This is a genomic window from Chryseobacterium sp. PCH239 (assembly GCF_018924625.1).
GTDB classification, from domain to species: domain Bacteria; phylum Bacteroidota; class Bacteroidia; order Flavobacteriales; family Weeksellaceae; genus Chryseobacterium; species Chryseobacterium cucumeris.
This window is the reverse complement of record NZ_CP073027.1, coordinates 1417647-1433063: the sequence shown is the minus strand read 5'-3', so window position 1 is coordinate 1433063 and position 15417 is coordinate 1417647. Positions and strand designations below refer to the sequence as shown.

The window sequence follows — 15417 nt, the reverse complement described above, 5'->3', positions numbered from 1 at the left end:
TATTTTTGTCATTTGTCAATTAAATTAATTTCAAAATCGCTTACATTTGTTAATATGATACATGACCAACGCGCAGAAAAATTCAGGCAGATTGTGGAAAATAAGTTCCAGATCTATAATTCATTATTTATGAGCCTGCCTTATGATAAAATGACGAATATCGGAATGCTGCTTCCATTTCTTTATGAGGAAAGCAGGACCGGCTATGAAGCAGGAAAAACTCCTGAAGATATCGTCGAAGAATTCTTTAAAAACCATACCGATCTTCAGAACGAAGAGCAGAAACTTGAACTGCTTTTCAAGATCATCCAGTATATAGAAAGACAGGTTGTTTTGTTTGACAGTATTGAAGATGCAGCATTTCCTAATCTCCATTCAGAAAGTGATAATGGAACGGTGACCAACCTCTTTGAACGTTCTTTTCAGGATCATAAAATTGAAAAAGTACGTGAGAAATTAAAAGATTTTAGTGTTAAGGTTGTATTTACTGCGCACCCCACTCAGTTTTATCCAAGTTCGGTACAAAGAATTATTCAGGATTTGAGAGGAGCGATTACCGGTGATTCAGTGACGCAGATTGATATGCTTCTGCAGCAGCTGGGGAAGACTCCTTTTGTCAATAAAGAAAAACCTACTCCGATAGATGAAGCACTAAGCATTATTTCTTACCTGAGATATGTGTATTATGATACCATCGGTGAACTGTTTACAAAGATCAAAAAGACTTTCGGAAACGGACATTTTCACCTTCATGAAGATATTATCCAGCTTGGTTTCTGGCCGGGAGGAGACAGAGACGGAAATCCTTTTGTAACCGCAGAGGTAACGAAAAGAGTAGCGGAAGAACTTCGCTCAGCCATTCTGAAGTCTTATTACAGCCATTTGAAATTTATCAGAAGAAGATTAAGTTTCAGAGGTGTTTCCGAAGTGTTGACCCAGTTAAGTGAAGAGCTGTATGCTGCCATTTTTGACGGGAAAAGCATTAAAGCCGAAGATATTTTAAAGAAAGCCAATGAGGCAGAAAAAATATTGATCAATGAGCATAATTCTTTATTTTTAGATCTTTTGGTCAATTTCAGGGATCGTGTGATGATCTTCGGAACTCACTTTGCTACGCTGGATATTCGCCAGGACAGCAGAATTCATCAGAAAGTGATTGATGAGGTTTATGCAAAAGTTTACGGAAATGAAGAGGCTGATTACGAACAGAAGTTCAGTAAACTGATTCAGATGTCAGAAACGGTACATGCGGAGGATTTCGAAGATATTGTAAAAGATACTTTATTAACGGTTTCTCAGGTTACAGAAATCCAGAATCTGAACGGACTGAGAGGAATGAACCGTTATATTATTTCCAATTCTGACGCGGTAAAAGATGTTATGAATGTATATGCCTTCTTTAAAATCTGCGGTTATCGGGATGAAGCGATCAATATGGATATTGTTCCGCTTTTTGAAACCATGGAAGGACTTGCCAATGCAGAAAATGTAATGAATGAGCTGTATCATAATCCTGTTTATAAAAAACACCTTGAAAAAAGAGGAAATCAGCAGACGATCATGCTTGGATTCTCAGATGGAACCAAAGACGGAGGATATTTAAAAGCCAACTGGGAAATTTATAAAGCCAAAGAAGTACTGACAAAACTTTCCGAGCAGAATAATATTAAAGTGGTATTCTTTGACGGTAGAGGCGGACCACCAGCCAGAGGAGGAGGGAAGACCCACGATTTCTATGCTTCTCAGGGAAAAACAATTGCGAATAATAAAATAGAACTAACAATTCAGGGGCAGACGATTACCAGTATTTTTGGAAATAAAGAACAGGCAAAATACAACTTTGAACAGCTTCTGACCGCCGGTGTAGAAAATGACGTATTCAAAAATTCAAAAAAAGAACTTACCGAAAAAGAAAGAGCTTTGATTATTGAGTTGGCGGATATCAGCTATAAAAAATATTCAGATCTGAAAGCGCATCCTATGTTTGTTCCCTATCTGCAGGAAATGAGTACGCTTGAATATTACGGAAAAACGAATATCGGAAGCCGGCCTTCAAAAAGAGGAAACGGAAGCGAACTGAAGTTTGAAGATCTGAGAGCCATCCCGTTTGTAGGATCATGGTCACAATTAAAGCAGAACGTACCTGGGTTCTTCGGTTTTGGATATGCAATGCAAAAGATGAAAGAACAGGGCAGATTTGAAGAGGTAAGGGAACTTTACAAAGGGTCAGATTTCTTTAAGACTTTAGTTCTGAACTCCATGATGAGTATGAACAAGTCTTACTTCCCATTGACTTACTATATCAAAAATAATCCGAAGTTCGGTGCTTTCTGGAATGTCCTTTTCGATGAATATGAGCTTTCCAGAGACATTATGCTGGAACTGACAGGATTTAAAATGCTTCAGGAAGAAGATCCGTTATCCAGAAAATCGGTGAAGATCCGCGAGAAGATTGTACTTCCGTTGCTGAGTATTCAGCAATATGCTTTAATGAAGATTCAGAAAGGAGAAGGCAACAAAGAAGCTTATGAAAAGCTGGTAACGCGTTCACTGTTCGGGAATATTAATGCAAGCAGAAACTCTGCATAAGCTATTTTTTAATAAGAATGATCATAACGAAATGATAATCAATATCAATAAAAAACGGGCTTTAGCCCGTTTTTTATTATAAACCATTCAATGAGCTTTAGCTCAAACTTATTTTTATGTTGTAATACGACAAAAAATAGTAATATATCTCCCATAGATTGTACAGATGTTTATGTTGTATTAAATCTGCTCAATCTGAATAATCTGCGAGAAACAAAATTATTCCTTTAAGAATTTTTCGTAGAAAACCTTGTCCTTCGTCTGAATTTTCAGATAATAGGTTCCTTTGGAAAAATCTTCCACTTTTATAGATTTCTGGTTGTTGCTTTTCCTGATGAGTCTTCCAAGGTTATCATATATTTCTAACGATTGAACTTCTTGCTCTGATGCAATATTCAGGATATTTTTTGCAGGATTCGGGAATATGGAGAACCTGTCTTTTTTTACAGTCTCAGAGGTATTCAGAACGAGATTGTATAAACTTCCGAAATTAAGAATACCATATCCCATCTGATCGGTATGGGCAGGATAAAGTGAAGCCGTTTGTCTCAGCTTTGCTCTCATCTGCTCTCTGTTCATTGTTGGGAATGCCTGAATAAGACATGCAACACCGCCTGCGGCAATAGGAGTAGCAATAGAAGTTCCGTTTACAACTAAGGTCGCATTATCATACACGGTTGTTGTACCGCTCCCTTGGGTACTTCCATCCGGTTTTACCACCCCGAGAGCATTAGGCCCGAAAGAAGAAAATCCGGATGCATTTCCGGCTGAATCTACAGATCCGATAGAAAATACTTTTGCATTGTCAGAGGGTGTCATAAGGTAATGCCAGGGCTGTTGTCCGGAGTTTCCTGCAGCAGCAAGAACAAAAATACCCTTGTCAGCGGCAATACCTGCTCCGCGGGCAATAAATGAAGTATTCCCGTCCATATTGGCATATGTATAATTGTAACGGCTTTCATCAAAAACATTGTATCCTAGTGAAGAAGTAATAATTTCTACTCCTTTTCGATCTGCTTCCTCAGCAGCTTCAATCCAGTAGAGTTCTTCTTCGGGAATCTCTACGGTAGCATTTTCACTGCGGTAAAGATAAAAGTCAGCATCAGGTGCAGCTCCTACAAAAACGTCTTGAAGATATCCGCCAATAGCACCTAACACGACGGAGCCATGAGTACTGAGAGATGCATTGTAGATGTCTCCGGTTTTGGTTACAAAATCATAAGAGGCTTTGATATGATTATTGGTCCACAATCTTGAAAAAGCAGCACCTGTATTCACCGTTGGAAATCCGGCATCAATCACCGCTATGGAAATTCCTGTTCCCGTATAGCCTGCCAGATGAAGCGGCCGGATATTCACCTGATCTATTTGTCCGGCTCCGGAACCGTAATTAAAATTGGTAAGTATTTTATTGATGCTGGCATCGTCTTTCCATTTTCCTGGTGCTGGTTTCACAGTAGCAGAACTGTTTCTGGCAAAACTTTCAACAGCGGAAACATAAGTTTGAGCCTGAAGTAATGTTTTTTGTGCAGCAGTAGCATTAACTGCTGCACCATTAAGCCATTTTGAATAATCCGTAACAACAAATCCCAAATTTTGAAGATTCTGAAGATAAGACTGTTCAATAGGAGCATCCTGATCATTGAGGGGAATTCCCAGCGCGGTACGCCTGTTGAGTGATTTCTGGCTGAGTTCCGACAGCGGATTGGCGTAAAAAGCAGCTTTATTAGGCTTATCCGTGAAGTAAACAAAGACGAGCTCCGTTTGTGCGGAAACGGCAAGGTAACCAGTTAGGAAACAAAAGAGTAAAAGTTTTTTCATAAAATTTATTTGTATAAAGATAAAAACAAAATCAATAAAATTTTTGATAGGATTTTAAATTCCTTATTTTTACAGAAATATTTAGTATATGAAAAAAATTCAGATGGTTGACTTGCAAAGTCAGTATTACAAAATAAAGAATGATGTAGACAATGCAGTTTTGAATGTAATGGATTCTGCGGCATTTATTAACGGTCCTGAAGTAAAGTCTTTCCAGAATGAATTGGAGTCTTATTTAGACGTAAAACATGTTATTCCTTGTGCCAATGGTACAGATGCATTACAGATTGCCCTGATGGCGTTGGATCTGAAAGAAGGAGACGAAATTATAACAGCTGATTTTACTTTTGCTGCTACAGTAGAAGTTATTCACCTGCTTAAATTAAAGTCTGTACTGGTAGATGTAGATTATGATACATTCACAATCTCTACTGAACAGATTAAAAAAGCAATTACGCCCAAAACAAAAGCGATAATTCCGGTGCATATTTTCGGACAGTGCGCTAATATGGAGGAAATTTTAAAAATTGCTGAAGAGCACAATTTATTTGTTATTGAAGACAATGCTCAGGCAATCGGTTCAGAATATACATTCTCTGACGGAAGTGTAAAACAGGCAGGAACAATGTCTACTGTGGGAACCACTTCTTTCTTCCCTTCCAAAAACCTGGGATGTTACGGAGACGGAGGTGCTATCTTTACCAATAATGATGAATTAGCTCACCGTTTAAGAGGAATTGTAAACCATGGAATGTACGAAAGATATTACCATGATGAGGTAGGAGTAAACTCACGTTTGGACAGTATTCAGGCTGCGGTTTTAAGAAAGAAACTTCCTCATCTTGATTCTTACAACGAAGCAAGAAGAAAAGCAGCTGATTTTTATGATGAAGCTTTTGAAGGGAACCCGAATATCCTGACTCCAAAAAGAGCGGAAAACTCTACTCACGTATTCCACCAGTATACATTAAGGATTCTGAATGGAAAACGTAATGAGCTTCAGAAGTTTTTAGCGGAAAAAGAAATTCCTGCAATGATCTATTATCCGGTAGCATTAAGAAAGCAAAAAGCATACTTCCAGGAAAGCAACGCTGCAGACTTTGTGAATACAGATAAGCTTTTGGATCAGGTAATTTCGTTGCCAATGCATACAGAATTAGACGAAGAACAGCTGAAGTATATTACGGATGCAGTGCTTGAGTTTATGGGATAAAAATAAGTATGAAGGAATTTTTTTAAAAGGGAGAAAATATAAATTTTTTTAGGATTTCACCTTTTTATTGTGGGGCTGTATTCAATCTATATCATAAATACATTGAAGTCTTATAATTCCTCATCTTATTCCACATATTATAAAGAGAGTATTTATGAAAATGTCGCAAAATACTCTTTTTATATTATCATAAATTTAATTTCAGGAGGGATCATTTATTTTAGAATAAAACGGGCAAAAACTATCCTCAATTTTTTTGCAGTAATGATCTTTATTCTGGTTTGTTATGCCGAATATACCCTGGTTAAAACTTATGTTAATAACTCATATTATAACTTTGTAATTACTTTTAATACAGGAGTTATAGGTTTTATTGTTTTTTATATTTTTTATCTTAATAAAAAGAGTGAGATAGAAGAAACAGGAATCAATGAAATAGAAAATATAGGAAAAAGCGAAGACTAAGAAAGCGCAAAAGATAAAAAAATGGCAATACTTGTTACCGGCGGACTTGGATATATTGGTTCTCACACTGTTGTAGAACTTCTCAATAACGACTTTGAAGTGGTTATTGTAGATGATTTATCCAATACGGAAAGGTTTATTTTAAAAAATATTGAGGACATTACAGGTAAGAAGCCTGTTTTTTATCCTTTTGATTTAAGAAGAAAAGAACTTCTTACTCAGGTGTTTGATGCTCACCAGATTGATGGTTGTATCAATTTTGCTGCCTCTAAAGCGGTAGGAGAGAGCCAGATCATTCCTGTTGATTATTATGAGAATAATCTGTTTTCTTTGATTAATATTCTTCAGGAATTTAAAGCAAGAAAGATCTCCAACTTTATTTTCAGCTCATCATGTACGGTATACGGACAGGCAGATGTAATGCCGATAGATGAAAATACCCCGTTGAAAACCCCTGAAAGTGTCTATGGGAAAACAAAACAAATGGGAGAGCAGATCCTGATTGATTTTGCAAAAGCCTATCAGAGTAAAATATCACTATTAAGATATTTTAATCCAATCGGAGCACATCCTTCCGGAAAACTGGGAGAATTGCCGATAGGGATTCCTAATAATTTAGTACCTTATGTGATGCAGACGGCTTCCGGAATTCGTGAGAAATTGAATATCTGGGGTGATGATTACCCTACAGAGGATGGAACGGCCGTTCGTGACTATATCTATGTTGTTGACTTGGCAAAAGCACATGTTGCGGCATTAAAGAAACTGATAGAGGATCCTTCATCGGATGCTGTGATAGATGTCTACAACCTGGGAACAGGAAAGGGTTCATCTGTACTGGAAGTGGTAAAAGCTTTTGAAAAAGCCAATCATGTAGAAGTGCCTTATCAGATCTGTGCCAGAAGGGAAGGGGATATCACTATTGCATATGCCAACCCGGATAAAGCTGAGAAAGAACTTCACTGGAAGTCTGAAACCTCGCTTGAAGAAGCTTTAAGAACAGTTTGGGAATGGCAAAAATATCTGAACACCAGAAATTCATAACTTAGCATTGAGAAATGCTTATATAGAAAGAGCAATTTAAAAGATCATAAAACAAATTACAAAAACATCTTCCTTGAAATTTGGTGTTTTATCTTTTTAAAAAACATTTATTTCAGCGAAGCTTTAATTTAACATTAATATGAAGACACAGAGAATAGGTATTACATTTTCGTCATTTGACTTATTGCATGCAGGTCACATTAAAATGCTTGAAGAAGCTAAAACTGTATGTGACTATTTAATCGTCGGACTTCAAATCGATCCGTCCCACGATCGTCCAAACAAAAATAAGCCAAGTCAGACTATTGTTGAAAGATATATCCAACTGAAAGCGGTGAATGCTGTGGATGAGATAATTCCTTATTACACAGAAGAAGACCTTTTGGATATTCTTAAATCATTTGTGATTGACGTAAGAATCATCGGGGATGATTACATGGACAAAGACTTTACAGGTAAGAAATACTGTGAAGAAAAAGGAATTGAGCTATTTTTCAACAAAAGAGACCATAGGTTTTCCACCAGCGATCTGAGAAGGAGAATTTATGAAGCTGAAAAAGAAAAATACGCAAAAGCAGAACCTGTAAAATAACAGAAATAAAAAATCCCGAAAGAAACTTTCGGGATTTTTGCTGTATTACATTGGGCCGCCTTGTTCTTCGTCCCCTTTTGTATTAGAATTAATATCTTTCTTCATTTTTGGTTTGGCATCAATCTTCTCACCTTGCTTGAACTTATAAGTGAAGGATAAAGCAAACTGTCTTGGCTGCCATTGCATTTCCATTTCTCTGGTAAATTGGGCATTATCAGAGAAGTTTTTCATTTTTCTGGTATTAAAGATGTCTCTGATGTTGAATCCTATAATTCCGTTTCCTTTCCAGATGGTCTGGCTTACTCCTAAATCTATACCATACATGGCCTTTCTGTTATTCATAGCTGTTTTCTCAGCAGCTCTGTAGAAACTTTGGATTTGAAGGCTTAAGTTTTTAGTAGGCTTAAAAGTATTGTTAAAACGTATTCTGTATGAAAATCCGGAACCTGAGAAATCATTTACAGTTCGTGGATTGTCAGGGAATAGGTTAAAGCTTCCTGTATTTTTATATCCGTAAAGGTCAGCAGAAAGCATTATTTTCCACCAGCTGTAAGGATCGTAAGTTCCATTCAGATCCAAACCATAATTGGTCTCCGTACCCACGTTGAAAGGCATGGTATTGACAGCTCCGGTCTCATCGATGTATTGATATCTGTTTTGCTCATCTTCAGACTTTTTAAAATACAAAGTTGGATTAAACGTAATCTTTTTATTTGAAAGATTGTATCCAAGTTCAAAAGAGTTTTCGTAGGTTGGATTAAGATCCGGGTTTCCTCTGAAGTAGTTTCTGTCATCATCAAAAGACATAAATGGAATCAGGGAGAAAGCTCTCGGACGGTTAATTCTTCTTGAATAGTTTAACAAGATCTGATTGTTCTTTGCGAGGTCATAGCTTAAAAATACAGAAGGGAAGAACTTAGTGTAGTTTTTATTAACCTCTGGAGTATTTGCCGGGTTTCCGTTTACATCATAATTTTGAAAATTAACGTCAATTTTTGAAGTCTCACTTCTTAATCCTAACTGATACGCAAATTTTTCTCCAATTTTACTTTTAAACTGTGCATACACTCCAAGAATATTTTCAGAATATACCGTGTTACTTGTAAAATCAAATCTTGTAAAGGAAGGCTGTCCGTTATTACTTTGGTCCACAAAATAATCATACGTGTTTCTGTTATAATCATAACGTGCTCCTGCTTCTAATTTAGACTTTTCACCTATTGGAAGTTCATAATCAATTTTTCCAATAAAGGTATCCGTTTTAGAATCTGTACTTACATTATTAATAGTACCGGTAGGTTGTAAAAGATTATTGATAAAAGTTCTCTGTACAATCTGATTGGTTCCGTCTGTTTTGTTCGTCTGGTAACTTGCGGATGCGGATAATAACTGGCCGTTATCTCCAATTTTCTGATCAAGTCCAAGATCAAACTGTGTTGCCAGATTTTTGTTATTTCCAAAGCTATTTCTTTCTCTAACAACATCATTTACGGTAGAAGCATCTTTATAAAGCCTTTCATTATAAGTGTTAATTCCGGTTTGATCTGTATCAAAACTTCTGATCATTCCCGAGAAATTGATAGAAGTCTTATCACTGAAGTCATGAGTAAAACCAGCCGTCACGTTATAAGTGTCACTTTCTCTGGTTGTCTTACCATTTTGTTGGGAATACTGAGTAAAAGGGAATGCTGTTGAAGCTAAGCTGCCAATATCATCCTTTCTGGTAGTTGTATTCTTCATGGTACTTTCATTCTTCTGATAACCGCCGCCGCCATTTAAAAACCAGGTCCAGTTACCTTTTCTCCAGTTTAGGTTTGCATTAAGATTGGTTCTTGGAAGGTAACCTAAAGTTCCGGTTACGCTACCATTGAATCCCATCTTTTTATCCTTTTTAAGAATGATGTTCAGAATACCGGCAGTTCCACTTGCCTCAAATTTAGAAGAAGGGTTGGTAATTACCTCAATTCTTTCAATCTGATCCGCAGGAATACTTTGCAAAGCATTGGCTCCATCGTCTATTCCAAGAAGAGAAGACGGCTTTCCGTTGATAAGAAATTTTACATTTGAATTTCCTCTCATCGATACTGTTCCGTCTGTGTCTACGGAAACCGAGGGAACGTTGGTCAAAACATCCTGAAGATTTCCTCCTTTACTTACAATATCCTGTGAAGGATCATAAGTTTTCTTATCAAGTTCTACTTTATATGCTTTGGTTGCTGATGCGGTAATAACAACACCCTGTATTTCTTTCGTTTTACCATCTACAGTAGAGGTTGACTCTGCTTCAATAGATAGAGCACCGATATTACCTGCTTTTGCAATGTTTTTGCTGACTACACTTTTTTTGTAATCAATAGCTTCTACTGTAATGTCATAGTCTCCGGGCATAAGTTGTAGCTGATACTGTCCTTTTTCATCAGTTAGTACAGCATCACTTAAAGTCTTGTTGGCTTTATTGCTGAAAGTTACGGAAGCGTAAGGAACCGGTTGATTTTTTTTGTTGACAATGATTCCTGAAACTCCAGCCTTTTCTTGTGCAAAAGCCAGTGCTGCCGCTGAAAGTACTAAGGTAAGTCCTAAAGTTTTTCTGGTGAAAATAGTGACAATTTCTGTCTTATTCTTCATAGGTTATTTTTTTGTATAAGATCGTGAAAGAATAACCCTTAATATTTTGAGTGTCTATAATAGTGTGAACATCAAAACATTATGGTTGTATATTTTTTTCTAACTGTTTAAATTTTCTGGTGCTTCTAAACTTATTTTATATTTTTTGAGTTGAGCCAGTCCTGATAAGCCTTTGCATTCACTGCATGTTCTTCAGCACTTGCAGTAAACTTATGGTATCCGAATCTTGCCGGATCAGCACACATAAATATATAGTTGTTGTTTTCGGCATTTAAAACAGCATCTATTGAATTCTTATCCACTACACAGATAGGTCCCGGAGGAATACCTGCATTGGCATAAGTATTATAAGGTGATGGTGTAGACAAATGCTTATATAATACCCTTTTTATAGGTTCTTTAAAATTAGTCTGCTTATTAATTGCATAAATTACCGTAGGATCAGACTGAAGTTTCATTCCTTTTCTGTAACGGTTTAAATATAATCCTGCAATCGTTTTCATTTCGTCCTTTTTTCCTCCGGATTCCTTATAAACAATAGAAGCTAAAGCATAAATCTGATCTCTTGTAAGACCGGACTGCTGTTCTTTGTTTTTTCTTTCACTCGTCCAGAAATCATTATATTGAGTTTCGAACTTGGAAAAAAATTCTCTCGGACTTACCGTCCAGAAAAAATTATAAGTATCAATGAAAAAATATTTTTTTAAATCTTCAACATTTTTATATCCTTTCTCCTGTGCAACAGCATCGAGATCATTCACAAAATGTAATGAATCAATTTCTGTTTTTTTAGTCACCCTACCAATCATCTGATACATATCTCCAAAATCACCGATTCTGTAAGAGTTTGCAGTCTGGTTACCTGCTTTGATCATATTGACAAGGTTTTTGTTACCTGTTCCGCTCTGGATGTGATAACGTCCTGCTTTAAAATTGGTATCAAGACCTTTTTCTTTAGCCACAGCTTCAAAAGATTCCCTGTCTTTAATATAAGGAGCAATAGAATCCAGGATCTGTTTAAAGCCTGCTCTATGAGGAATCAGAACGTAACCATCCTTTTCTACGTTATTTCCTAAGTATTTATTATAAAATCTCAAACCAAAAAATCCTGCCACTACAAAAACCAGCAGAATGACAATGAGAATTGCTTTTTTCATTCTTATCAATGTTGATTAAAAGTTTTTTGTTTTTAAAGAAGATCTGTTTTACCTCTAAAAACTTGCTTTGCAGGACCTTCCAGCCAAATATTCTGGAATGCATCACCGCTTTTTTCAGCATATACCTTAAGGTTTCCACCTAAAGTTTTAACTTTTACAGAGGTTAGATTATGTTTTTGCAGAAAAGTTAAAGCAGAAGCTGTAACTCCTGTTCCACAACTGTAAGTTTCGTCCTCAACGCCTCGTTCATAGGTTCTTACAAAAATTTCATTATCGGAAATTTTTTCTACAAAGTTCACATTGATTCCTTTTTCTTTATATTTTTCTGAATTTCTGATGCCATATCCTTCGTCATAAACGTGATAATCTTTCAGATTGTCAACATATTTTACATAATGAGGAGATCCGGTATTCAGAACAAAATCATTTCCGTCTTGGGAGATAGTATCCACATTGATCATTTTTAATTTAATGATTCCGTTATGGATTTCAGCTTCATGTTCACCATCTGTCGCAATGAATTTGCATTTGTCTTCAAAGATGTCAAGGAAAAAAGCAAAAGCGACAAGGCATCTTCCTCCGTTTCCGCACATCGTACTTTCTCCGCCATCAGAATTGTAGTACACCATTTTGAAGTCATAATGAGGATCGTTTTCCAATAGAATAAGACCGTCAGCACCTATTCCGAAACGTCTGTCACATAATTTTCAATGCTATCTTTATCTTTAGTAAATTGGAGATCACGGTTGTCTACCATTACAAAATCATTCCCTGTTCCCTGATATTTATAAAATTCCATATTTTTTTGTTAAATGAAGAAGCAAAATTACTATATTTTAAATGAAAAACGAACAGTGTTAGCTGTTCGTTTCCTTATTTATAATCGTTTTATCTAAAGCCGCCACCGCCGCTCTGCTGTCTGCTTGAACTGGTGCTTTGGCTGCCCGAGCTATTCCTGAATCCACCGCCGGAAGACTCTGATCTGCTGCCTCCGGAATTTCTGAAACCGCTGTTATTCTGGTTTCCCTGGTTGTTCTGATTACTGCTGTTTTGATTTCTGAATCCACTGTTACTGTTGGAGTTTCTGAAACCACTGTTGTTCTGATTTCCCTGATTGTTTTGATAACCACTATTCTGGTTTCTGAATCCGCTGTTGCTGTTAGAGTTTCTATTATTATTGAATCCTCCGTTATTATTATATGAACCGTTACTGTTCGTTGTACGCGTATTCTGGAATCCGTTTTGAGGTCTTGACGAAGAAGATGATCTTCTTTCTACATAGACTTTTCTTCTGGAGTTATTATAATTGTCATAATAATAAGGAATGCCATTATCATAGTAATAATTAACGTTGTTTCTGTAATAATAGCCATCATTGCCCCAATATCCTCCGCTTCCGTAGTATCCTGAAGGAGCATAATAATACCCGTTGTTGTAATAGGGATCACCATATCCGTAACCACTATTGCTTCCGTATCCGTCGGTATATGCTAAACAAGAGGTTAAACTGGTAATAGCAAAAATACTGACTGCTATTTTAAATAAATTTTTCATGACTTTATTGTACTTTTTTTTCTTTAAAACTTTTTTTCCAATTGACGTATCCTAAGATCGCCATTATAGTAAATACCAAATATTGAACCGAAGTGATTCCAAGTCCCTTAAAAATCATCATAGGAATACAAATAAGATCTCCGAGAATCCAGAAAATCCAGCTCTCAATGCGCTGTTTGGCCATCAACCACATTCCTACTAAAAATATGGAAGTGGTAAAAATATCCATCCAATTGGCCCAGTCGAGATGATACAATCCCAAATAACCACCTTCTAAATGATCAATATAAGGTTTGCAATAATAAATAAAAGTAACAAATGCCAAACTCAGCACAAAAAGAATACTTGCATGTATCCATTCTTTTCGGGTAGCCCATGTAACTTCTACGTGAACATGATCTTCAGAATTTCTTGCCCATAGAACCCATCCATAAATACTCATGACAGTATAATAGACGTTAATCATACAGTCTCCCAGAAGCCCGGCATTGAAAAGAAGATATACATAGATCAGCGTTGAAATAATGCCGGTAGGATACACCCATATATTTTTCTTTATGGAAAAAAATACGCTCAGTATTCCGAAAATTGCACCTGATGCTTCCAACATAATTTGTAAAGAATCATAGCTTTCATAAGGCTTTACAAAAAGATCATATAAATTCATGCAATCAAAAATAAGCAAAAATATGGACTTTTTAAAATGGATTATATAATGTGTTGTTCAGGTTTTTAAACCTTTAATGTAAAATAAATGAGGAAAGTTTAACGATAAACGTGGGAGTTCCTAAATTTTTTATATTTTCGTAAATCCTTAATAAATAAAAAAACATGTCGAAAATTTGGGTTAAAAAGCCACTAAGTGCCTATGAGGCAGATATGAAGAAAAGTGAGCTGAAAAAAGTCCTTGGAAAATGGAGTTTAACAGCAATTGGAGTAGGTGCTATCATCGGTGGTGGAATCTTTGTTCTTACAGGAACAGGAGCCTATTATCACGCAGGACCAGCACTTGCCATTTCCTTTATCATCGCAGGGATCGCCTGCGTTTTTGCTGCATTATGCTATGCAGAGTTTGCATCCATTATTCCTGTAGAGGGTTCAGCTTATGCTTATGCATATGGAACAGTAGGAGAAATTTTTGCATGGGCCATGGGATGGTGTCTCATTCTCGAGTACGCGATGGCGAGTATGGCCGTCTCCGTGAGTTGGTCCGGTTATTTTAATAAATTTTTGAAGATTTTTAATATTCATTTGCCTGCCTATCTGACATCAGACCCGGCAAGTTATACCGGAGATGGTTTTTCTATGAACCTGCCAGCATTTATTCTGGTTCTTTTAATTACTGCATTATTGGTAAAAGGAACTAAAGAAGCTGCAGGAGCAAATAACCTGATCGTTTTAATGAAAACTTCAGCTGTTATCTTTGTAATTATCGCCGGAGTATATATCATTTTCTCTAATACAGATCTTTATAATGCTGTAGATGGGGTTAAAAACTGGAAACCTTTTATTCCGGATCCGATAAAGATCAAGAACTCTGAAGGAGATCTGGTTTCTGCCTACGGGATTAAAGGTATTATTTCCGGAGCAGCAGCTATTTTCTTTGCTTATATCGGTTTTGATGCTGTTTCTACACAGGCTGGAGAAGCTATTAACCCTAAAAAAGATGTACCTTTCGCTATCATCGCTTCACTATTGATCTGTACAGCTTTATATATCTGTGTATCTCTTGTATTGACAGGGATGATGCATTATACAGACTTTAATCCTGAAGGAAGATATCCGGATGCCATCAAAGCACCTGTTGCGTATGCTTTTGAAATTGCAGGAAAGCACTGGGCGAGTAATATCGTAACGATTGCTGCTACTGTAGGGTTGATTTCTGTTGTAATGGTAATGATGATGGGGCAGTCCAGAATCTTCATCGGTATGGCAAAAGACGGCTTGATTCCTAAATTCTTCGGACAGCTTCACCCAAAAACAAAAACACCTTACAAAGGAATTATCCTGTTGGGAATTGTAGTGGCTTTAATCGCTGCATTTACACCAATTTCTACATTGGCAGATATGACAAGTTTCGGAACCCTTTTTGCATTTACACTGGTTTGTATCGCAGTTTGGGTAATGAGAAAGAAAGAACCTAATCTGATCAGACCTTTCAAAGTTCCTGCTTATAAAATCGTAGTGGCATTAGGAGTAATTATCAACCTATATTTGATCTTTAACCTAAGTGCTCATGCATTGGAACTTTCTGCAGTATGGTTATTCTTAGGAGGTTTGGTATACTTCCTTTACGGAAAATCAAACAGTAAGCTTAACAACCCTGAAAAATATCAGAATCAGGATTAATAATATAA

At 36.5% G+C, this 15417-nt stretch carries 10 protein-coding genes and 1 pseudogene; 5 read left to right on the top strand and 6 right to left on the bottom strand.

Translation table 11 applies throughout. The annotated features are described in order from the left end of the window. The first annotated feature begins 54 nt into the window (after positions 1-54). Positions 55-2589, top strand: a complete 2535-nt coding sequence (locus tag KBP46_RS06590; RefSeq protein WP_216444963.1) for a phosphoenolpyruvate carboxylase — start codon at positions 55-57, stop codon at positions 2587-2589. A 219-nt stretch (positions 2590-2808) separates the two neighbouring features. On the opposite strand, the gene KBP46_RS06585 is transcribed toward KBP46_RS06590, so the two are convergent. Beyond that, positions 2809-4410, bottom strand: a complete 1602-nt coding sequence (locus KBP46_RS06585) for a S8/S53 family peptidase (RefSeq protein WP_216444962.1) — start codon at positions 4408-4410, stop codon at positions 2809-2811. A gap of 88 nt (positions 4411-4498) precedes the next feature. Between KBP46_RS06585 and KBP46_RS06580 the strand changes: the two genes are divergently transcribed. The 3 genes from KBP46_RS06580 (at position 4499) to KBP46_RS06570 (ending at position 7724) form a co-directional block, all read left to right on the top strand. After that, complete coding sequence (locus KBP46_RS06580; RefSeq protein WP_062670775.1) at positions 4499-5623, top strand: DegT/DnrJ/EryC1/StrS aminotransferase family protein; 1125 nt, start codon at positions 4499-4501, stop codon at positions 5621-5623. Between the two features lie 486 nt (positions 5624-6109). Then, positions 6110-7132 carry a UDP-glucose 4-epimerase GalE gene (gene galE / locus KBP46_RS06575; protein ID WP_216444961.1) on the top strand — a complete coding sequence of 341 codons (1023 nt, stop codon included), beginning with the start codon at positions 6110-6112 and terminating at the stop codon, positions 7130-7132. Positions 7133-7271: 139 nt separating this feature from the next. Continuing rightward, positions 7272-7724 (top strand): adenylyltransferase/cytidyltransferase family protein, encoded by a 453-nt coding sequence (locus KBP46_RS06570; RefSeq protein WP_062670769.1) that lies wholly within the window; start codon positions 7272-7274, stop codon positions 7722-7724. A gap of 45 nt (positions 7725-7769) precedes the next feature. Here the strand turns inward: KBP46_RS06570 and KBP46_RS06565 are convergent, their stop codons facing one another. The 5 genes and pseudogenes from KBP46_RS06565 to pnuC form a co-directional block, all read right to left on the bottom strand. Beyond that, on the bottom strand, positions 7770-10349 hold the full coding sequence (locus KBP46_RS06565) for a TonB-dependent receptor (RefSeq protein WP_216444960.1): 2580 nt from the start codon (positions 10347-10349) through the stop codon (positions 7770-7772). A 131-nt stretch (positions 10350-10480) separates the two neighbouring features. Then, positions 10481-11506 (bottom strand): endolytic transglycosylase MltG, encoded by a 1026-nt coding sequence (gene mltG, locus KBP46_RS06560; protein ID WP_216444959.1) that lies wholly within the window; start codon positions 11504-11506, stop codon positions 10481-10483. A 32-nt stretch (positions 11507-11538) separates the two neighbouring features. Further along, a pseudogene (dapF, locus tag KBP46_RS06555) lies at positions 11539-12305 on the bottom strand (diaminopimelate epimerase). Positions 12306-12394: 89 nt separating this feature from the next. Beyond that, positions 12395-13060, bottom strand: coding sequence for a hypothetical protein (locus KBP46_RS06550; protein ID WP_062670754.1), 666 nt, complete (start codon positions 13058-13060; stop codon positions 12395-12397). Positions 13061-13064: 4 nt separating this feature from the next. Beyond that, positions 13065-13727, bottom strand: a complete 663-nt coding sequence (gene pnuC / locus KBP46_RS06545) for a nicotinamide riboside transporter PnuC (RefSeq protein ID WP_062670753.1) — start codon at positions 13725-13727, stop codon at positions 13065-13067. A 164-nt stretch (positions 13728-13891) separates the two neighbouring features. On the opposite strand from pnuC, the gene KBP46_RS06540 reads away from it, so the two are divergent. After that, the gene (locus KBP46_RS06540) at positions 13892-15409 is read left to right on the top strand and encodes an amino acid permease (RefSeq protein ID WP_062670751.1); all 1518 of its coding nucleotides are present in this window, start codon (positions 13892-13894) and stop codon (positions 15407-15409) included. The last annotated feature ends 8 nt before the right edge of the window (positions 15410-15417 follow it).

What these genes read in the sequence shown, in the direction of transcription:
- KBP46_RS06590 (WP_216444963.1), top strand. Translation starts at nt 55, where the DNA reads ATGATACATGACCAACGCGCAGAAAAATTCAGGCAGATTGTGGAAAAT.
- KBP46_RS06580 (WP_062670775.1), top strand. Translation starts at nt 4,499, where the DNA reads ATGAAAAAAATTCAGATGGTTGACTTGCAAAGTCAGTATTACAAAATA.
- KBP46_RS06565 (WP_216444960.1), bottom strand. Translation starts at nt 10,349, where the DNA reads ATGAAGAATAAGACAGAAATTGTCACTATTTTCACCAGAAAAACTTTA.
- KBP46_RS06550 (WP_062670754.1), bottom strand. Translation starts at nt 13,060, where the DNA reads ATGAAAAATTTATTTAAAATAGCAGTCAGTATTTTTGCTATTACCAGT.
- galE (WP_216444961.1), top strand. Translation starts at nt 6,110, where the DNA reads ATGGCAATACTTGTTACCGGCGGACTTGGATATATTGGTTCTCACACT.
- KBP46_RS06540 (WP_062670751.1), top strand. Translation starts at nt 13,892, where the DNA reads ATGTCGAAAATTTGGGTTAAAAAGCCACTAAGTGCCTATGAGGCAGAT.
- KBP46_RS06570 (WP_062670769.1), top strand. Translation starts at nt 7,272, where the DNA reads ATGAAGACACAGAGAATAGGTATTACATTTTCGTCATTTGACTTATTG.
- pnuC (WP_062670753.1), bottom strand. Translation starts at nt 13,727, where the DNA reads ATGAATTTATATGATCTTTTTGTAAAGCCTTATGAAAGCTATGATTCT.
- KBP46_RS06585 (WP_216444962.1), bottom strand. Translation starts at nt 4,410, where the DNA reads ATGAAAAAACTTTTACTCTTTTGTTTCCTAACTGGTTACCTTGCCGTT.
- mltG (WP_216444959.1), bottom strand. Translation starts at nt 11,506, where the DNA reads ATGAAAAAAGCAATTCTCATTGTCATTCTGCTGGTTTTTGTAGTGGCA.